This is a genomic window from Zarconia sp. (genome assembly GCF_057467645.1).
On record NZ_JBRJXU010000080.1, the window covers coordinates 42,641 to 62,918 of the forward strand.

Annotated in this window: 13 protein-coding genes and 1 CRISPR repeat array; of the genes, 4 read left to right on the forward strand and 9 right to left on the reverse strand. The window is 49.8% G+C overall.

Translation table 11 applies throughout. From position 1 onward, the window contains the following. Nucleotides 1-212: 212 nt before the first annotated feature. The 3 genes from AC2215_RS12010 to AC2215_RS12020 all read right to left on the reverse strand — a co-directional run bounded on the left by AC2215_RS12010 (nucleotide 213) and on the right by AC2215_RS12020 (nucleotide 4,035). Complete coding sequence (locus AC2215_RS12010) at nucleotides 213-1,103, reverse strand: PEP-CTERM sorting domain-containing protein (protein WP_486810238.1); 891 nt, start codon at nucleotides 1,101-1,103, stop codon at nucleotides 213-215. 1,530 nt (nucleotides 1,104-2,633) lie between these two features. Beyond that, nucleotides 2,634-3,509: a tetratricopeptide repeat protein gene (locus tag AC2215_RS12015; RefSeq protein ID WP_486810239.1), complete on the reverse strand. Its 876-nt coding sequence runs from the start codon at nucleotides 3,507-3,509 to the stop codon at nucleotides 2,634-2,636. Between the two features lie 199 nt (nucleotides 3,510-3,708). Continuing rightward, nucleotides 3,709-4,035, reverse strand: coding sequence for a (2Fe-2S) ferredoxin domain-containing protein (locus AC2215_RS12020; protein ID WP_486810240.1), 327 nt, complete (start codon nucleotides 4,033-4,035; stop codon nucleotides 3,709-3,711). 165 nt (nucleotides 4,036-4,200) lie between these two features. Here AC2215_RS12020 and AC2215_RS12025 point away from each other — a divergent pair, with 165 nt between their 5' ends. Both AC2215_RS12025 and nblB read left to right on the forward strand, forming a co-directional pair. Continuing rightward, nucleotides 4,201-4,668, forward strand: coding sequence for a CBS domain-containing protein (locus AC2215_RS12025; RefSeq protein WP_486810241.1), 468 nt, complete (start codon nucleotides 4,201-4,203; stop codon nucleotides 4,666-4,668). A 179-nt stretch (nucleotides 4,669-4,847) separates the two neighbouring features. Beyond that, the gene (nblB, locus tag AC2215_RS12030) at nucleotides 4,848-5,510 is read left to right on the forward strand and encodes a phycobilisome degradation protein NblB (RefSeq protein WP_486810242.1); all 663 of its coding nucleotides are present in this window, start codon (nucleotides 4,848-4,850) and stop codon (nucleotides 5,508-5,510) included. A 189-nt stretch (nucleotides 5,511-5,699) separates the two neighbouring features. Here the strand turns inward: nblB and AC2215_RS12035 are convergent, their stop codons facing one another. Beyond that, nucleotides 5,700-7,922: an APC family permease gene (locus AC2215_RS12035; protein WP_486810243.1), complete on the reverse strand. Its 2,223-nt coding sequence runs from the start codon at nucleotides 7,920-7,922 to the stop codon at nucleotides 5,700-5,702. 55 nt (nucleotides 7,923-7,977) lie between these two features. After that, nucleotides 7,978-8,226: a hypothetical protein gene (locus AC2215_RS12040; protein ID WP_486810244.1), complete on the reverse strand. Its 249-nt coding sequence runs from the start codon at nucleotides 8,224-8,226 to the stop codon at nucleotides 7,978-7,980. Nucleotides 8,227-8,788: 562 nt separating this feature from the next. Between AC2215_RS12040 and AC2215_RS12045 the strand changes: the two genes are divergently transcribed. Continuing rightward, a complete protein-coding gene (locus AC2215_RS12045) occupies nucleotides 8,789-9,013 on the forward strand; it encodes a DUF2811 domain-containing protein (RefSeq protein WP_486810245.1) in 225 nt (74 codons plus the stop codon). 49 nt (nucleotides 9,014-9,062) lie between these two features. Here AC2215_RS12045 and AC2215_RS12050 read toward each other — a convergent pair whose 3' ends face one another. Next, nucleotides 9,063-11,441, reverse strand: coding sequence for a transglycosylase domain-containing protein (locus AC2215_RS12050; protein WP_486810246.1), 2,379 nt, complete (start codon nucleotides 11,439-11,441; stop codon nucleotides 9,063-9,065). Between the two features lie 923 nt (nucleotides 11,442-12,364). On the opposite strand from AC2215_RS12050, the gene AC2215_RS12055 reads away from it, so the two are divergent. Further along, nucleotides 12,365-14,203, forward strand: a complete 1,839-nt coding sequence (locus tag AC2215_RS12055; RefSeq protein WP_486810247.1) for a calcium-binding protein — start codon at nucleotides 12,365-12,367, stop codon at nucleotides 14,201-14,203. Nucleotides 14,204-14,760: 557 nt separating this feature from the next. Beyond that, a CRISPR array of direct repeats spans nucleotides 14,761-15,532; the repeat unit is 36 nt; unit sequence CCCTACTGATTGGGTTAAATCAGATTAGTTGGAAAC. 30 nt (nucleotides 15,533-15,562) lie between these two features. Here AC2215_RS12055 and AC2215_RS12060 read toward each other — a convergent pair. From AC2215_RS12060 to AC2215_RS12070, 3 genes are all read right to left on the reverse strand, one after another. Next, nucleotides 15,563-16,489, reverse strand: a complete 927-nt coding sequence (locus AC2215_RS12060; protein ID WP_486810248.1) for a homogentisate phytyltransferase — start codon at nucleotides 16,487-16,489, stop codon at nucleotides 15,563-15,565. A gap of 378 nt (nucleotides 16,490-16,867) precedes the next feature. Continuing rightward, on the reverse strand, nucleotides 16,868-18,433 hold the full coding sequence (locus AC2215_RS12065; protein WP_486810249.1) for a choice-of-anchor K domain-containing protein: 1,566 nt from the start codon (nucleotides 18,431-18,433) through the stop codon (nucleotides 16,868-16,870). Between the two features lie 1,024 nt (nucleotides 18,434-19,457). Beyond that, nucleotides 19,458-20,030, reverse strand: coding sequence for an anti-sigma factor family protein (locus AC2215_RS12070; RefSeq protein WP_486810250.1), 573 nt, complete (start codon nucleotides 20,028-20,030; stop codon nucleotides 19,458-19,460). Nucleotides 20,031-20,278 lie beyond the last annotated feature (248 nt).

A 20,278-nucleotide genomic window follows, 5' to 3' on the forward strand; every position in this document is an offset into this window, starting at 1 on the left:
TCGTCTAAACCTAAAAACCGGGCTGGCACTCCTGGAGAGTACCAGCCCGGGTTTGTAGAGTTTGATCTTACATTGCTCTCATAGCACTACGCACATACGTTAGGACACCGTCATCTCTGTCTTCCCCTTTGGGTAATGGGCAATGTTTCTAAACGTCCTCACCTAAGCGCGTAGCGCTATACATCTAACACCTACCGAATCAGAAACCCCACTTAGGCAGCATCACCTTCGGGATTACGACGCAGTTTCAGACCGGCTGCGGCGGCTAAACCGAAGAGAGCGCTGACGGTTCCGGGTTCGGGAACGGAAGCGGAAACACCTTTGACGTCACCAGGCTGCTCGACCACGATCTTCGACAAGGTGAAGTCAGAATCTTTGATGGTGTAGTAACCGAATTCGCTGTCGGGAGTCAAGCTCAAACCAGTTAGCAAAGCATCACCGAAGAGGTTAGCGACGCTGAAAGAGCCACCGCCACCACTTGCTGCAGGCGAGAGATTGACTGCTTGTACGGTGTTATCACCAGTAATCCACTCCGCAGTGGTATCTCCTGTGACTTTCAACAAACCTTCAACCAAGCCGCCACCGAATAGGTTGGCAGTGATTTTCACCGCTTCAGAGACTTTGTCACCATGGGCGCCAGCTTCACCTCGGGTGCCGTGATACAAGGTACTCAAATCGAGCTGCTTCAAGAGAGCCGGGCCGTCGAAATCGACTTTGAGGAATTCGTCCTTATCGACTTCACCCCAGGACTGAACGTTATCTCCGCCATCAGCTGCTTTGGTTTTGACGGCGTGATTCCGATCGGCGCTATCGTAGCGGTTGAAGACAGTTTCTCCAGCCGTAGACGAAACACCGATTCCGAGAACGCCGCGCTCGTCTTTACCACTGAGTTCCTTATAAGCGCCGTCGGTGGAACCTGCAGTCACTTTGAAGAAGTCATCCGTTCCCACGTTTTCGCAGACAGTGGAACCCAAGCATTCCGCATCAACAACGTCTTTAGCGGTCATGCTGAATGTTGCGGCTTGGGCTTCAGGAGCCATAATTGCAGAGAAAACTCCTCCTGCGAGTAAACCAAAAACGATTGAAGACTGCTTAACTTTCATGATTGTTCCTGCTAATAATTCTGTGGTTTTCCGATTGAAAAATTTGACTAAAGCCAACTTCACAAAGCGGACGGGATTGAATTGTTTATTAACCTGCTACTTCTCAGGTATATTCAATCCGAACGGTCGCTGTCAACGATTTTGAAATGCTTTGTGAAGTCTTTAAAATCGGAGGAATTATGTAAAAATTCAACCTTTTGGGCTGGAAGTTACTTTCTTTCTCCCCCAGCAACGCCTGCTCCCCAACGGTCGGCGTTCCCTTGGGAGGCTGGCGTTGCTGGGGAGGAAAGGGGGGGACAGACGACGGGTTAATTACACGATGGTTCGGTGTTGTCCTAACCAAGGTGACGGTTACTATAAATTGAAATTCAGCTTCGCTCGTCTTACCCATGGAGAATGCGCTGTGGCGACTGTCGGTACGGAGATATCGCAGGTGCTATGGTTGGTGATGCGATCGCACTGGGCTTCGCTCATGGTCCCGATGGGTTGGGTCGTTGCGATCGAAATTCCCGATCTATCTCGATACGCTCGATATGCTCAGGTCTCGCTCTGGAACGATACAGATCTATTCTCCGATCCGAATCGCTCTCCCCGAGTTCTTTGACGCTCCCCAGCTCAATTAACTCCGCCCATAAGATTTCTGGCATACCATACATCAGCTCACGACAACTAGTGCAGCACGGCAGAAATAACAAACTCGCTCTCAAACGCAGCAAAGCGATGTATAGTAAGCATTGTTCATTTTGCGAAAAGTGAGCGGTGTCGGTTTCCGTCCCGTTCAACTTTTCAAGACGCATTTTTAATGACCCGTAGCGGCACTCGGTGATTTTCGAGAGTGACAGATTTAGCGAATCGCCAGACTCGCGACCAAACACGCAGTATTAACAATACATCCGAGTAAGGGAAAAAGCCGATTTCGATGTTTTGCGAACATCCCGGAAATTGCCAGACCGATGCCAATCAAAGCTAAGACTAAAAATCGAATATACATCCGTCCCTTCATATAATCGATGGGATCTAACAATAGAATGAGGAATAGTAAGATAAGAGAAATGCAGAAAGAGGCAATTCCCAATCTTGAATGCAAAAAATTTGGATGGGTCATCTCAGAAGCCGCTCAAATGTGAATTTTTTGTGGATCGAGTTCGCTATTTACCTTGCGAACGATCGATTTAAAGATATATATGTCTGACTTAATGAAAATTATGCAAGCTTGAAACTTGCGATCGGGCTTAACATCAATCGTTTGCAACCTCAAGGCACGAACGATCGAGAAAGATTGCGGAATTCGGTATCGGCAATTTGAAGTGAAATTTGGCTATAATAAGAGCGGTATTTCTCCAAAATTCGTTTTTCAATTGTGTGTTGCCAGCACGACTGCTTCTAGCAAAAGAGTTTGAAGTGACTTGCGCCGTGGTTGCAGCACTCTAGACACATATCGGTGCGTTTCTACCCATTTCTCCTAACCAGGAACCCACGTTTGCCAACGGGCGGCGTGGGTTTTTTAGTGCCTTTTTTAAGTGAATTGTTTTAAATCTCCCCGAGCTGTTGTATCGTCTCCAACACCCTTTGAGAGTTTGCAGCATCCTCTTGCACTAAAAATCTATCTGCTGCTGCTTGTAAATCCGCCAGAGCCTCTTGCCGTTCGCCGAGTAGCGCTCGTGCCAGCCCTCGGTTGTAATAGGCTAAAGCAAAATCGGGGTTGCGTCGGATTGCCTGGGTATAATCTTGAATCGCCCCTTCTAGATCGTTGATTTGAGCGCGAGCAATCCCTCGATTGTTATAGGCTTCAGCATAATTGGGATCGAGTTGAATGGCTTGGGTGTAATCTTCGATCGCCTCTTCGAGATCGCCGATTTGAGCGCGAGCCAATCCCCGGTTGTAGTAAGTATTGACTTTATTGGGATTGAATTTGAGGGCTTGGTTGTAATCGTCGATCGCTTCGGAAAAATTCCCCGCTCCGTAGAGCAAAATCCCGCGATTGTTATAGATTTCGGGATCGAACGCATTGAGTTCGAGGGCTTCGGTGAGATCGTCGATGGCTCCTTCGCTTTCTCCCAAAATGGCCCGCGCTAACGCCCGATTGTAGTAACCGCGAAAATCAAACGGGTTGAGCTCCAAAAGTCGATCGAAATCGGCAATCGCCCCTTCGTAGTCCTGGCGACGAGCTTTTTCTACCCCCGAACGAAAGAAATTTTCTGGATCGACACCATCGAGTTCGGGAGCAAGTTCGATTCCGGTTTCTGGCTCAATGTCAAGTTCGGAGTTCGGTTCGATGTCGATGGTATCAAGGGAAGTCGGTGGAATTTGAGCAACAGATGGCAAGGTTGCCAATGCGATCGCCATTCCCGCAACTAGGGCGATCGCACTTGCTCCATTGGCACGAATTCGGTATCTATCTCTCATCGGATTCCCTGATTGCCGTTTCAGTCTACTGTATAAGGTTTCCGTGCTGCCGAGGGAATCCGATTGCATCCTGTTTCGCGCCTAAGTCTAATAGACATTTGGTCGAAATAAAAATTTATACAATTTCTATGGTTCAGTCATGAATTTCTTCTCCCTTTTCCCCTTAACCCTGAACCTTTAACCCTTTTCCTCCAGATGTCTAATAGTACATTCGCAAATGAATGCGAGGATTGAGCTTCTCTTCAACAGGCTCTCCTCCTTTGAGATGTTGTTCTACAATCTTGGGCACATCCTCCGGCTGGACTTGACAATACCAGGTTTCATCGGAGGTGACGCGCACCGTCGGTCCCGAACTGCATTGTCCCAGACACTCGCTCCCTTCTAGGGTAAAATCCGATGGTGCATCGCGTTCAAACGCCTTCAGAGTGCGAGCCGATCCCTGCTGAGCGCACGAGCGATGCTGGCAGACTAAAATGCAAGGTTTTTCGCCTTCGGAAAGCGCTTCTCCAGCATTGACTTGAGCCATGATGAGAATTCGCTACATAAATCTTTACAAGTACCTTGAGTATAACAATTCTCAAAAAATAGATTTGAGATAACTAGAACCCGTTACCCTTGCAAAGAACCTCAGTATCGGTAACGGACAGCGGTATGATAGCCAAAGATGTCGATCGCAAATGATGGTTAAACAATGCCCAAAACCGTGGCAGATGTAATGAGCTGCGATCTCATTACCGTACAACCCCAAACTCCTATTCAAGAAGCGATAAAAATTATCGCCGAACGTCGAATTGGCGGCGTACCGGTCATCGATGCTGAGGGAAACTTAGTTGGCATTCTCTCAGAAACCGATTTGATGTGGAGAGAAACCGGCGTGACCGAACCCGCTTATATTACGATTCTCGATAGCGTGATTTATTTGGAAAATCCCGCGCGATACGAGCGAGAATTACATAAAGCCCTCGGACAAACCGTTGAAGAAGTGATGTCAAAAGGCTCGATCGTAACAACCACTCCCGATCGCTCTTTACGAGAAGCGGCCAAACTGATGCACGAGAAAAAAATTCATCGATTGCCAGTTTTAGATGAAAACCAGTGCGTTATTGGTATCTTGACGCGGGGAGACATCATTCGGGCGATGGCAGCGGAAACGGAATAATTTTTGAGTGTGCAGGGCGATCGAGTGGGGGTGAGTTTTTAACGAAACCCAACTTTCCACAAGACCCAACTCGCTCGTGTGTGGGGTTTTCTCATACAGGCGAAAAGCTGCAATTTTCATAACACTTTTTCAATCTAAAAATATCATTTTTTCTCATTTCTTTAAAATCCACATTAAAAATGACCACTACTCCTGAGTCCGTTCGGCAACTGCTTGCCTCTGAAAACTTCGGCGATCGCATCCGAGGTATCAATCAACTCAGTCAACTCGAACCGGCGATCGCATTCGAGCTGGTTCAACCGGTTATTTCCGATGCCAACGATCGGGTCCGCTACTCAGCCGTGAGTAAACTCGCCAGCCTCGGTACCCAAGACCTAGCCGCCTCCCTCGAAATCCTGCGCGATCGCCTCCACAACGATTCGGAACTCGACGTCAAAGCCGCAGCTGCCGATGCCTTGGGCGCGCTCAAACTCACCGAAGCCCTCGAAGATTTGCAACAACTCTACCAAGCTTCCTCCGATTGGATTATCAAACTGAGCGTGGTGGCGGCTCTCGGAAGCATGGGCGACGCGCGCGGGTTCGAGATTCTCGCAGATGCCCTGCAAGCACAAGAAGAACTGGTTCAGAGCATGGCTCTCGGTGCGTTGGGAGAACTCGGCGACGAGCGAGCCATTCCCCTACTTCTCCCCTTTGTCACCTGCGATGACTGGCAAATTCGGTTCCGAGTTGCTCAGGCCCTGGGTCAATTTGACGACGAGCGCACCCGCAAAGCCCTCACCACCCTGGCTGAGGATAAATCGGACCAAGTGGCGCGCGAAGCCAAAGGTCATTTATCGTCATAGATTATCTGGAGGAAAAGGGTTAAGGGTTAAGGGGGAAAGGGAGAAAAAATTTACGACTGAACCATAGAAATTCTCTGAATTTTTGATTTCGATCGGAAGTGTAATGGGTAAATTTTTCCTCTCCATCACCCCCTCACCCCCTCACCCCATCTCCGCGTCCCCGCGTCCCCCTCTCCCCCAGAGGTCGAATCATTTGAGTTCGAGTACTTCTTCAAAGGCAAAATCGGGAGCGGCGAGGACGAAGATCGTGGTCGGCAAACCGGCGGCAAATTCTTCGAGGCGATCGTAGTGGGAGGTATAGTCTCGATCTTCTTCGGGTTTTGCCATCCCCAAAAACACTAGGTCGGCATTGCGAGACGATTCTTGCAAGATATCGCGAAACGGTCGATTTTCTCCGACGATGACTTGCGGTTGAGCGTCGATGCGCCAGTTCTCCAGCATTGCCTTCAGATTAGTGCGAGCGGCTTGGGCGGCACTTTCGTGGGGGACGACGAGTTTGAGAAACACCTGGGCGCCACGCCATCCATTACTCGTCCGGAGCAAATGCGCTAGCAGTAGCATCAAACTACCGTTAGCTTGCAGTCCCCCCCACCAAACATCGATCCGCTGGCGCTGACCGAATTCTTCTTCGCGATCGTCTCGCAGAATAACGACGTTGCATTGAGATTTGTGCAAGGTGGCGATCGTCTGACAGTAGCGCTGTCGGTGTTCTGGTTCTTGAGTGTATCCCAAAACGATGGTATCGGGCACCAGGTGGCCCAGACCGTAAATTTCGACTAACCGTTCCGCCCCTTCAAAGGGATCTGGAGCGGTAATCAAGCGCACGAGACCTTGAACCCCTCGCTTGTCTAAATAGTCCCGTATTTTCTGTTCTAGGGCGCTCTGTTGAGCCATATCCCGCGACCCGCTCGGCAAGACACTCGATACGGTCATCAGCCCGCGATTGTGGGTAAAGTTCGCCGCGAGGTCGATTAACGCCCAGCGCCGCATGGGCGCGCCGGACAATACCAAAATATGGGGTCGCCAGGATTTGGGGTCGGGGGTGCTGCTGAGGCTGAAAATCCCCGTCCGCACAACTTCCATCCACAATCCCCGCCGCACGTCTCCCCAAGTGCTTTGCAGTTGTCGGTTTTCCAGCCACAGGTAAATCCCCAAAACGCAGATGGCGGAAATAACTGCTGCGAGGGGGTTAATTAGGAGCATTACCCCAATACAGCCGATCGCCCCCAGGAGGGAAAAGAACCAGGGAACTTTGAATGTCGGACGGAATGAGGGATTTTGCAAGAAGCCTTCGATCGCGGCCGTAACGTTTAACACTAGATAAGTACTGAGGAAAAACATCGACAGCACCGGTGCGATCAGGTTCAAATCGCCGATACAGACAGCAGCGATCGCCACACCTAGGGTGACGAAGGTTGCCAGGCGCGGTTCGTCGTCGGGGCCGCTGCCGTTACCCAACACCCGCATCCAGCGGGGCAAAACCCCATCTCGGGCTAAGGCTTGCAGGACTCGGGGCGCACCGAGGATGCTGCCGAGGGCACTCGATAGGGTCGCCCCCCACACGCCCAGGAGAATGGCAAAGGGGATGAAGGCGGTATCTCGCATAACGAGAGGATTATCTGCAAGGGTCATCGCCGAAGCGCGGTTTGCCAAAATGAAGGGCAGCACCATATAGATAACGTATCCACTCCCAATGGCTGCGAGGGTTCCCACGGGAATGGAACGGGAAGGCTCTTTGAGATCTCCGGACATGCTCACCCCAGCCATAATTCCGGTAACGGCGGGAAAAAACAGGGCAAAGACCGACCAGAAGGGAGCGGGTTCGGTTAGGGCAGATCCCCACATCTCAATATCAGAGGATTCGAGGGGTTTGCCGAAAAAGAAGGAAACCAGCGAAAAGACGATCGCCGCCATGATGAAGTATTGGGTGCGCACGGCAAAGCTGGCGGATTTGACGGCGACAACGGTAACGAGGATGGTCGTTCCTAGGGCGATCGCGGTGGCATTGAGAGTGGGAAAGGCGGTGACGACACTCTCGGCAAAACCGATGGTATAGAGGGCGACGGAGATCGCTTGGGCGAAGTAGAGGGGAATGCCTACGGCACCACCGGTTTCGATGCCCAAAGAGCGACTGATCATATAATACGCACCCCCCACTCGGACGACGCGATCGGTCGCGATCGCACTAATGGAAAGTCCCGTTAGAAATGTAATCGAGGTGGCCAGGGTGACGATGACTAGGGTTCCGCCCCAACCGACGTTAGCCACCACCCAGCCAAAGCGCAGGTACATGATTACGCCCAAAATTGTGAGAATCGAGGGCGTATACACGCCGCCGAAGGTTCCCAAACCCGAACTGGTTTCCTCTGGAGGGGAGGTTTGGGGAGGGCGGCTAAATGGCAGTTGAACCATAGAACAATGGGGTTAGATTATCAAGTAGAACGGCGCGATCGCCATCCATGGGAAATCAGTCTGGTTTGAGAAGAACGGTTTTTCGATCGGTTTGAATGAGTGAAGTCGATCTCGGGTGTAGCTGTGGGGGAATGTTGAGTTGTCTGGAGTTGCCTGGAGTTTGACTTATGAGTATCAACTTATCTCCACCGACGCTCGGTCTGCAAAGATAGACGACGGGCGAGAAACCCGCTGACACACTGACGACGGTGCTTAGGCCCAGGGCAACGATCGCCTCTCGTGAATACCAGTCAATGTCTATCATATCGATCGAGAGTATATCATCGCTGTCGATGTTCCCAGACCGATAGAGCCACTGCGAAGTTCGCCCCGAGTCCGGGTCTCAAAATCGGTATGCGTTGCAATTCTTATTATTCCGGCGGTTTTTCCCCAAAGATTCCACAACCTTTCCACAGAGCTAGGGAAAGTTTTCCACAGGTTCACTGGAGTTTTCCACGACGACTAACGAGACTGCTGGACTTTGAGGCCGGGTTGGGGATTTCTCCCCTCGCGCGATCGAGCCTGAGGATTTTCCCATTTAATATGAATAAATATGACAAAAAAGTGCTTGAAACCCTTATTTTTTGGTCAGCGTTCTTTTTGAAAAACGCAAATAGCAATCTTTTGTAACATTGACAACCCCACCCCTCGATCGTTGAAAATATAGCGACTTGGATCTTCAGTGAGGGAGATAGCTAGAGGTTGCGGTGGAGTTTACACACGTGCCTTCTAGCTCCATGCCGAACTGGATCGTTGTTTAACCCAACATGAGGACGCGATCGTTTTCCATCTCCTCCCAGGACGGGAAATACGACGCGAAAGGTAACGTGAACGCAACAATCAGCATCTTGGCAGAAATTCCCGAAGACTTACACGAATCGCTAAAAACCTATTTGGAGGGTCATCCGGATTGGGATCACGATCGGGTTTTTTCTGCGGCTTTATCGCTATTTCTACTGCAAAACGAAAATAGCAATACACCCGAAGCCGCTGCAAACTATCGTCGCGCAGCCCGGGTGTATCTTGAAACTCTGTTTCAGTATTCCGCTTAATTCCGCTTAAGACTTGCTCGAGAGCGATCGCCCGTTCCCTGGAGGGAAGTTAGAACTTCCCTCCGGGTTTTGACGGTTCGGGAACAGCACCAGCCGGGTAGGCAGCCGGGGCTTTATCCGGGATGTACGCCGGTTCGGAAGCAGCCGGAGCCTTTTCAACGTAGTCGGAGTAGTAGGGTTCTGGGGCGGGAGCGTAGTCGTTGCTGGGGGCGTAGTAAGAGTCGTTACTCTCGTAGTAACCGCCGCCATCATCATAGTAACCGCCGCCATCATCGTAGTAACCACCGCCATCGTCGTAGTAACTGTCCGAGTAGTTGGAGTAACTCCCTCCATCATCGTAGGAAGAGTAGTTATCGTACCCGTCGTCATATCGGGTTTCGTAGTACTCTCCACTTCCATTTTGCGCGGTTGAGTTAGCCGTCTGGGTGGATTTTCCGTAAATCACTTCTCCGGGTTCGACGGGTTTAGCGGCGATCGTCCCTTCCCGTCCGTCAAATTCCGGCAACTCGGGAAACTCCTGAACGGGGAAAGGTTCGACCACTTCCGACATAAAATCGTGCCAAGTGACGGCTGCCGTGCTGCTGCTGCCGACGGTGGGGTAATTGTCATCGTTCCCCAACCAAACCCCGGTCACGAGTTGGGGAATATAACCGACAAACCAAAGATCGCGAGCTTCGTCGGAGGTTCCCGTTTTCCCGGCCACAGGTCGATCGAGCTGGGCTGGACCTCCCGTACCGCCATTGACCACATTTTCGAGCATCCAGGTCATAATCGAGGCGCTGTCTTCATCGACAGCTTGTTTGGGCTGGTTGCTTTTGGCTTCGTAGAGCACTTCCCCATCGCTATTGAGGATACGGCGAATGCCGTGGGCTTCGATAAATTCCCCTTCATTGGCAAGGGTCGCATAGGCATTGGTGAGTTCGAGCAGGGTGACTTCAAATGCTCCGAGCGCCAAGGGAAAGTAGGGTTTGAGATCGGATTTAATCCCCATATCTTGGGCGACCTTAATGGTCGGATCGAATCCCACATCCATGAGGAGTTTGACGGCGATCGTATTCACCGAGCGCGACAGCGCATCCCGCAGATTCAGCCAACCGGAGTGCTTGCGACCAAAATTGAGGGGTTCGTAGCCATCGACGATAATCGGGGCATCCTCATAGCTATCGTAGGGGGATTTTCCCGTAGCGATCGCGGTGGTGTAGACAATGCCCTTGAACGTCGATCCCGGTTGCCGGTGAGCTTGCGTGACGCGGTTGAACTGACTGCTTTCAAAATCCGTTCCCCCCACCAGGGCCTTCACCTCTCCATTGCGAGGATCGACGGCCACCAATGCCGCTTCTTCAAACCCATTGCCGTAACCGTAATATTCGACGGCTTCTTCCACCACCCGTTCGCCGATTTCCTGCCACTTGACGTTCAGCGATGTCTCGATGGTTAAGCCCCCTTGCTCGATTTGGTCGGCACTGAGGTGTTTGTTGAGTTCTTGGGTAACGTAGGTGGTAAAGTAGGGGTGGCGCAAATCCAGTCGCTTGGGAAGCTGAAGTTTGAGGTCAACGGGTTTGCGTGCTGCTCGATCGGCTTCCTCTTGGGAAATAAACCCGGCCGTCGCCATTCTCTGCAACACCACATTACGACGCTTGCGGGCTAGCTCTGGATTTTCGGTTGGGGAGTAGTTACTCGGGGCCGCGGGCATACCCGCGATGGTGGCAATCTCCGGGAGTGTCAGTTCGTCGAGTTCTTTGCTGAAATAGACCCACGCCGCATCGGTAACGCCATAAGCGCCGGCCCCGAGATAAACAAAGTTGAGGTAGTATTCGAGGATGTCCTCTTTGGTCATCTCGTGCTCGATTTTCTGAGCCAGACGAGCTTCTCGAATTTTGCGCGTCAGGGTGGGGTCTTGGTTCAAAAACACCATGCGAGCAAGCTGCTGGGTAATCGTACTCGCCCCTTCGACCAATTCTCCGGCAAAGATGTTGGCAAAAAACGCACGGACGATCGCCCGTTGGTCGATCCCGGAATGTTGGTAAAAGCGGCGATCTTCAGCAGCGATAAACGCTTCTATTAGACGGGGGGGCGTTTCGCTAATTTCGAGCTTTTCGTGGGTTGCCGGTCCCACTTGCTGCAAAATCGTGTTGTCCGAGGCTTTAATCGTAATCGTTCCCCGACGGGCAAACCCAGAAATTTCTCTGGGATCGGGTAGATCGCGCTCGAAGTAGTCCAAGACTAGCCCAAAAGCTAGGACGACTAACCCGCTCGCACCGAGTGCCCCCAAAAACAGTTTAAATTTTCGCTTCTGGTACAACCATTGCGGCGAATTTTCGGAATCTTCCTGTTTTGACGACGAGAGAGCCTTCGTCGCTTGGGTCTCTTCTTGTCGATCGGGCTGGTTCCCAACAGGTTGTGTCTTGTCTGTTTGCCGATTGTGCATTGATTCGGGATAAGGGATGAGTGACAGGTAAGAACGGTTGAGACGGAAAAAACGCGGTTGGTTTTTATTTCTCGATCGTCTGATGCTCGCACTTCAACGACTCGATGCTCGAACAAAATTGTTGCGCGATCGAGTCATGGATATACTAGCGCGACCTGCCAGGGCAAGCAAACTATTCTGATGAGATTCTGTCGGGTTTTTCTGCGACTTTCAGTCTGCAATCGCGCCGGTTTCAAACACTGACACCTGTTAGACTTCTGGCCCAAAAGGAAGAACGGGGTTTGGGGGTTAGCCGAAAGAGGTAAGGAATCGATCGATTCGGTCTCAAAATTGATTCTGTTGTGGATTTCTACCAGCGGTCTATGGGTCATCTGGTATAGCAGTCCCGGCCGGTATCATTACAAATTTTCAGTCATGGGGAATGGGGAATGGAAAATACCTATTTCTTCGATTTGTGTCAATAAACTGATGACGAAGGGCTATAGAAATCAAAAATTAGATCGATATCTAACGTGAGTACGGGTTCAGGATGCTCGAAAGTTCAGCGAGGCGTAGATTAACGTCAGTTCGGGATAAGACAGTTTCCGGTGAAGGTGGGGTGTGGGGTGTGGGGTGTAGGGTGTAGGGGGTGGAGTCGGGGATGACAACTCATGGTTAGGGTCGATGGGGTTCGAGGTTTTTCTACCCATGACTCCCATCCACATCACCTTGCTCGACTTTCAAACATCCTTAACCCGTACTCACGTTAGATTCGAGTTCTGGGTAGAAGAATCTCGAACTCTACTGGCCGGGTTGACTCCAACCATGAGTTGCATCAGAAACTCTACCCCCTACCCCCTACACCCCATTCTGCATAAGTTCCCTCCTCCCAGACGTACGAATACATTAAAATGCTTCACCATTGACTCGGAGGAAATGCGATCGTGGCAATCATCAATGGAACCCTCGCCAGTGAAGTACTACAAGGTCTGGTTGAAGACGATATCGTGCGGGGTTTGGAAGGAAATGACACCCTGTTTGGACTTGAGGGAAGTGATGCCCTCTTTGGCGATGCCAACCGCGACGTACTCGTTGGTGGCGGCGGTGACGATACCCTAATTGGCGGGACGGGAGACCCGGAAACCAACGATGGCGATGAAGCCGACGCACTGTTCGGCAATCAGGGAAATGACTGGCTGTTCGGGAATCGGGGAAACGATACCCTCGAAGGAGGTAAGGGAAATGACACCCTCTTCGGCGGCAAGCAAACGGATATTCTGCGCGGTGGCGACGGCGATGATGTGATTTTTGGCGATTTGGCCCCCAGCGATGACGTTACCACTTTCGATCGCACCGATTATCCCGCAAATACAGCCCCCGGCGGCATCGTTACCGCCGATATCGATGGCGATGGCGATGGGGATTTAGTCGTCACCAATCCCGGTATCGATCCGAGTTTGGTTTCCCCCAGTACCGGTAATACCCTCTCAATTTTGCGCAATAACGGCGATGGCACCTTTGCCGCACCCACCACCACCACCACGGGAGTCGGACCTTCTGTGACTGCTGGGGATTTCGATGGGGATGGGGATGTGGATTTGGCGACGGCGAACAGTACCGACGATACGATTTCGATATTGGCCAACGATGGCGCGGGAAATTTTGCCGCACCGGTGAACTTCGCTGCTGGAGACCGACCTTTAATCAATCCCCCGGCGGATATTGATGGCGATGGCGACCTGGATTTGATTACCACCAATACCGTTGCCGTCAACTTAGATACGGGCATCGATATCGGCAATACGATCTCTATTTCCCGTAACGATGGGACGGGGAATTTTGCCGCGCCGGAAGTCCTCATCGTTGGGAATGGAGTGGCGGGGGTTATCGCGGCAGATCTGGATGGCGACGGGAACCTGGATATCGTGACGGCAAATGAAGGGAGCAATACCCTGTCGGTACTGCGAAATACGGGTAGTGGAACCTTTACCGCACCGACAACCCTGGCGGTGGGGGTCCGTCCGATTGATGTGGTTGCGGCGGATTTAGATGGGGATGGCGACCTGGATTTGAGTACCACCAATTTTGGCGGTGCGTCGGTGACGGTATTGGCGAATAACGGTAATGGGACGTTTGCGCCGGGGGTTTCTTTTGCTACCAATGAGCTTCCTAGCAACCTGGCGGCGGAGGATTTGGATGGGGATGGCGACCTGGATTTGGCGATGCTGCACGCCTTTTTCACTACTCGTTCTGGGGAGACGGGGGGAAGTACGATTTCGATTCTGCGCAATAACGGCGACGGCACCCTCGGCACGCCGGAAAGCTTCCCGGTGGGGAATACTCCCGTGGGATTGGTTATCGCCGATTTGGATGGGATTCGCCACTCGGATTTGGCAACGCCGAATTTTGATAGTAATAGCGTCACGGTGTATCTCAATCAAGCGTCGGTGTCTCAGGGGGATACCCTGACGGGGGGTGCGGGGGCTGATGATTTTGTGTTCAACCGACCGGGTTCCGATGGGGATACGATTACGGATTTTCAATCTGGCATCGACGAGATTCACATTTCGGCGGCGGAGTTCGGTCTCGCACCGGGTCAGATTGCGGCGGACCAGTTTGTGTTGGGTAGCGTGGCGACTGATAGCGGCGATCGCTTCTTATATAATGTCGGCACGGGTATTTTGCTGTTCGATCCAGATGGTACGGGGGCTGCCACGCCTTCGGTTTTGGTGACCCTTGAGGGGGCACCGGCGCTGGCTGCTACGGATATTCTGGCGATTTGAGGAATTGATATTTTCTTCGGGACAGCCCAAGGCTACCGTAGGGGTCTTAGCGCTAGCCATGCCGAAGGCTATACATCCCCTTTTCTACGGGCAAAAGTGGAAATCTCCTTTTCTAGCTATCTTTGGCGGCATTCATGACCGAGATCGAACCCGATCGATATTGCTGTAATTCTGACTCCGTCTATTGTTGAGCTTTTTTCTCTTCAAGGGCGATCGCTCGTTCTCGTCTCCAGAAGCCGTCAATTTCCTGATTTTTTGCATTCAAACTGTCTGAGGTGTGTCGATGGATTTATGATTAAAGTACGAACTCGTGAAAATCGCCAGAATTTTTATGGAATAAGCTTTTGGCGCAATTCTATCTTGAGTCAGACTCTCATCGACACACCTCGGCGAATCGCCCAAACCCCCATTCTCTCGTTGAGGTGTGTCGATGCCTTACGGGGTATGGGTTTGAGGGCGGTCGTTGCGGTTTTTGCAGAGTCGATTTATACTGCTGGCAGAGGGTGTGTCGATTTGACGCTTGAAACCCTCGCCCCGTCTGGTCTCTCAGACGAACTCCCTACTGATTGGGTTAAATCAGATTAGTTGGAAACCATTTTCTGCAAGGGCAGAAGTTGCGGTTACGACCGAACCCTACTGATTGGGTTAAATCAGATTAGTTGGAAACCCCACCTTAGCGATTTCATGGATCTGCTCTCGACCCTACTGATTGGGTTAAATCAGATTAGTTGGAAACTTTTTCCTTCGTTCGTCTTGACCTGGTTGCAGTGTAACCCTACTGATTGGGTTAAATCAGATTAGTTGGAAACATTACTGAACCTGCGATTCTTCTTGTGCAACTTCAGATGCCCCCTACTGATTGGGTTAAATCAGATTAGTTGGAAACTTCAGTATTGACTTCTAGAGAGCGGCCAGTTGCACCCCCTACTGATTGGGTTAAATCAGATTAGTTGGAAACTAATCGTACCTCCATATAATATGGTTATGAGCAGAAAAGCCCTACTGATTGGGTTAAATCAGATTAGTTGGAAACCACTGTTGCTACGTTAATCGGCATATTGGTAGGCCCTACTGATTGGGTTAAATCAGATTAGTTGGAAACTGACTGCTGCTCCCTGAAACCAATCGCTTCCGGTGATGGACCCTACTGATTGGGTTAAATCAGATTAGTTGGAAACAAAACTAATCGGTAGCTAATGTAGCTATACAAAAATGAACCCCTACTGATTGGGTTAAATCAGATTAGTTGGAAACATTCGCTTTTTGGTCGATCAACTCGCTAGCCAGGTCGACCCCTACTGATTGGGTTAAATTAGATTAGTTGGAAATCGGAAAGTTATTCCGTCACGATCGACTTTTTTAAAACCAACAACTTGCCGGAAATAGCAAGTATTCCAAGAAAAATAATTTCCAAATAAACTGATAGCAACTAGCAATTTCACTCTTTTGTGCGAGATCGACATTTTGCGATCGCCACCAAAATAAACCCAGTATTCCGAAATGTGTTACGCCAAGAAAAATGGGGTTAATTTGGGGTAGAAAGAATAGTCCGCCGATTGCCATTCCTAAATAGCATCCCGTCAGCACCCATCGTGCTAGCTCAAAAACCGATTGTTTACCTAAGCGAACGGTGAGGGTGGTAATATTATATTGTCGATCGCCCTCGATATCGGGAATATCTTTAAAAATGGCGATCGCGAAGGTAAACACTAACACAAATAAAGTCAGTGCCCAAACTTCAGGAATGACCGGCAAGCCGCGATTAAAGTGCAAAAAAATTCCTAAATTAATCACCACCCCACGCACGGTAAAAATACAAAACGAAGCCCAAAAGGGAAATCGTTTTAAGCGAATGGGGGGTAAAGAATATGCCGTCCCCATCAACAAACTTGTTCCCACCGTTGCCAGCAGCCATATATCTTGAAAACTGGCAACAATCAGAGCAAAAATTCCAGTAATCGCAACAATCGAACGTCCTTCTGTTATCGAAAAATCTCCCGCTGCCAGGGGTAAATGAGGTTTATTGATTTTATCGATGTCGATATCTTCGAGTTGGTTGAGTCCGACGATATAGATATTCCCGCAGATGCAGGCAATCCAGGTGAAGAGAATATCGAGGGCGATCGAAAAACTCGTTGAGGCTTCAAGATTTTGTCCCCGACTGAAGGCGATCGCAAACAATCCGAAAACACTTAAACTCGTGCCGATAATTGTATGGGGACGAGAGAATTTCCACAGGGAATACAGCCAAGGGGTAGGAGACGGACTCGAAGCAGTTTGACTCATAAGAGCGATGCACTTTAAATCAATACGTTGCGATCGAATATAAATTTTTTGTTGTAATTGTAAATTTTACAGACCAACAAAAAAGAGGACGTTTCATATTACGAACGTCCTCAAGAATTTTACCAAAGAAACGATTACAAACTCATGCTTTTAAACAAATTAAAACAAAACTAAAGAGATTCGGATCGTTGAGATTTAAATCTGTCACATTCTTAACGATCGCAATTCGTTCGCTGCCATTGAAGAATTCACTGGCTGAAGTCACAGCAATAGGGTGGGCAGTGTTTTGGGTTGGATTTCACTCGATCTCCTTGCCCAACTGCCCACCAAATCTTTCGTTAGAGTAAGATTGGATTCTCAGGTTATCCAAATCTGGTGCTAGTTAAAAGCAAAATCACCTTCGGGTGCCACAAACATTGACTGCTGAACCTCCGCAACGTTGGTTGTATTGAGGACAACCCCAACCAATAACCCGCTACCCTCGAGCTGAATTCCCACGTCATCGGTACCGTCGGCATTGAAATCCTTGACTTCAAAGGTGACGAGCGTTTCCTTCGCCAGGGCGATTCGATCTTCCCCAAACTGGAAGTCCACAATGAAATCCGTGCTGAAGGATGCCATCACCGTTGTATCAACATCAACATTCAAAACAAATGTATCGCGACCGCCTCCACCTGTAATTACATCCACACCAATATCGCCAAATAAGGCATCGTCGCCGTCGCCACCCATGACGTGGTCGTTGCCTTTACCACCGTGAAGAAGATCGTCGCCATCTTCTCCCATAATCATGTCGTTTCCTTGATTTCCATTGACTATGTCGATGCCAACGCCTCCCGAAACTATATCATCGCCATTGCCGCAGAGAACCACGTCGTTACCGCTATCGGCATCCACCATGTCATTCCCATCGCCACAGCTAATGGCATCGTTGGTTACCGATCCTTCCACCGTATCGTCCCCATCGGAGAAAATCGCGGCAGAGATTCCCAGTGCCGATAAGCTTACCGTCGTCGAACTCGTGGTTGTCAGTTCAAAGGTGGAAGAACTCGTAAAGCTGCGAGATGCGGAAGCGAGGGTACTCCAGACAATGCCGAGTTGCGTCCCGTCGTCGATAATGGCCGAACCGGCAACCGCACCGTTCGTACCGCCAATAAAAACACCACCGGCGACTTGGATGGACGTTACCGTCGTCACGGAGAGGGAAGAATAGAAGCTGAAGGAAACCGAACTGCCTCCAGAACCACTGCCAGAACCACCGCCACCATCGTCGTCGTCATCATCATCTCCATCGGAGACTTGAATCAGGCGGCCGTATAAATTGGCGATATCAAATCCTTCCTCGGGGGAATCGAACCCATTGGCAAAGGTTTGTCCGCCATCCTGGGAAAAGCCGAGCAATTCCAGGGTGAAGGTATCGCCATCGAGTTCAAAGGTTTGTGGGGTCAGACCGCTGCTGGAAAAACGAAGGATGTCGGCATCCTGCACCGGATCGCCGGTGGTATTTTCGGTGTTGAGAATGTCGAACAAGTAAACGAACGGATCGGGATCGTCCTCGACGCCATCGATATCTAACTCGACGCTGAAGGCAAATTCGCCATCAAATCCGGTATCGCTGACAATCGTGCCGTTACGATAAAAAATTTGACCGAGTTTGAAGGGTTGTTCGGGTTTTGCACCGAAGAAGTCGCCACCATCAAATTGAAGCAGGCTGGTAAAGCTATCTTCAACAGCGGTTCCCCATTCAAAGCGATTATTGGTATCTCCGTTGACGCTGGTAATCTCAATAACGGAGTCGGCGGTGATGTCGGCGGGTTGGAAAAACTCTCCGGTGGAAATGCCAATAATGGTATTGTTGGGGTCGCTTCCGGAGTCGTCATCGGTTGCCATATTCTGGGCGGCAATGTCGTCCGAGGAGGTGTCCGTCGGAGGGATCTGCATCATTTCGTCTTCCATAACGGAATCCTTATTGTTTGGATATACAGCCCGAGTTTGGATTAACTGTCTGGTTCGAGTCTTCTCGATCGCTCTAAGATTAAGTCAGCGATTGAATTAGTTGGCGAGCCAATACCAGCGATTGATTGAGTGGGTTGTCATCCCCAATTTTTGGCAACCCATTCGATTTATCGGATTTGGAGTGATTCAAAATAGAGCGAGAGTTTGACTTTAGCGAGTTCTACTCGATCGAGGATCGCAAAATTTACTTTTTGTTTATATTTCCAAACGATTTATTTTTGGAACCTTTGGAATTAAACGAGTTCGATCGAGGTGATAATTTTTGGTCTGTAACAAGAGGTTTGACGACGGTTTTTAAAGATAGTTCCAGGTCGATCTAAACTTTGCGATCGATCGCAAATTTGCGGTTTTATTGAGCAATATTTCAGTCATCCAAAATTATCGATCTCGCTTGAAATTGATTGTAAAAGCAAAAAGTTATATAGTGTTGGTTGAATAAACGAGGTAAAGACAATCCCCCTAATTTCACTTTCAAAAGGGGGACTTGAGATTCAAGCTCGTATCGGACTGACTTGAGAACTGCTGTATCGTGTTTTATTGGAAAACCAGATAACGATCCCGCCCAACCTATTCTATTCTGAGTCACGGTTCGGCATGAGTTTATCAAAGAAAAGCCTTGGCTTGCAAATATTTAGCTATCAGCTATCAGCTATAACAACAAGCGACAAAGATCGAACAAATGACCGGGCACCGCGATATAATTCGTATTTGCTGATGAATAAGCCGATCGCTGAGCGCTAACTTTTATCGCCCAAAAACTTAGATTTTTGCGTTAAAGTCAATTCAATTTTTGACTCCAGAGAAATCGATCGCGTAGCGGTCAATATTTCGATTTCCTAGAGCAATTGACGAGCTCACAATACTAGAATACCGTTAAAAAATCGGAAAATACTCCCTCCAACGAGACCCTGAAACCACAATTCCCAGACCCTCGAACAACCTAGGCATCTCACTATTCCACGAATAAAGCTTTGGATAGTAAAGGAGATTCCGAATCGACTAATGAGGCACCTGGGGTTTGAGCATCCATTCCATCGGGCGAAATCGTCGCCTGAGTATTTGTCGGCTCGATGGAAACTTGTGCGAGTTGAGTATTGTAGGATTGGGTGGAAAATGCAAATCCCGACACGACGGCGAGGAAAAGAGCAGCCACCGCACCGCCACCCCATCGCCATTGTCGCTGGGTTTGGCGATCGATTTGGGCAAAAACGCGATCGACCGTCGGTTCGGCAGGGCGATCGGTTTCCGGAACGGGTAAGGCGCGCAGACCTTGACGCAATGTCAGCATTCGATCGTACAACTGCCGCATTTTCGGATCGCTCGCGAGCAATGCTTCCACTTGGCGGCATTCTTGCGAGTTGGCTTCACCGTCGAGATAAGTACTAATGAGAACGAAACGCTCTTCGGTTTCTTCGTCTAGATCTTCTGAGAATAAGAAATCGTCTTCAAACTGGGATTCGTCACGATCGAGCTTATGAGCAGAAGATGAGTTGGAGTTGAAAAAGTTATGAAATTGAGAGGTCATTTTTCAGAGATCGCTGATGGTGTGAGACTAGGGAAAGCACCCGAAAAGTACGGGTCTAAACCAAATTGCATTTCGGCGAACTTCTCGTTCCTTGGGAATTGCCCGAAGGTTCTGTCATCTGAGGGCAGAGTTTAAGGGGTTTCCTTAAACGTTTTAGCATTAAACGGTATGAAAGTCGCAATTTGGTGTTGGTAGATTTATAGACCGATTCAATCGGTAAAAAGTTCTCCTAGAACCCACAACTCATA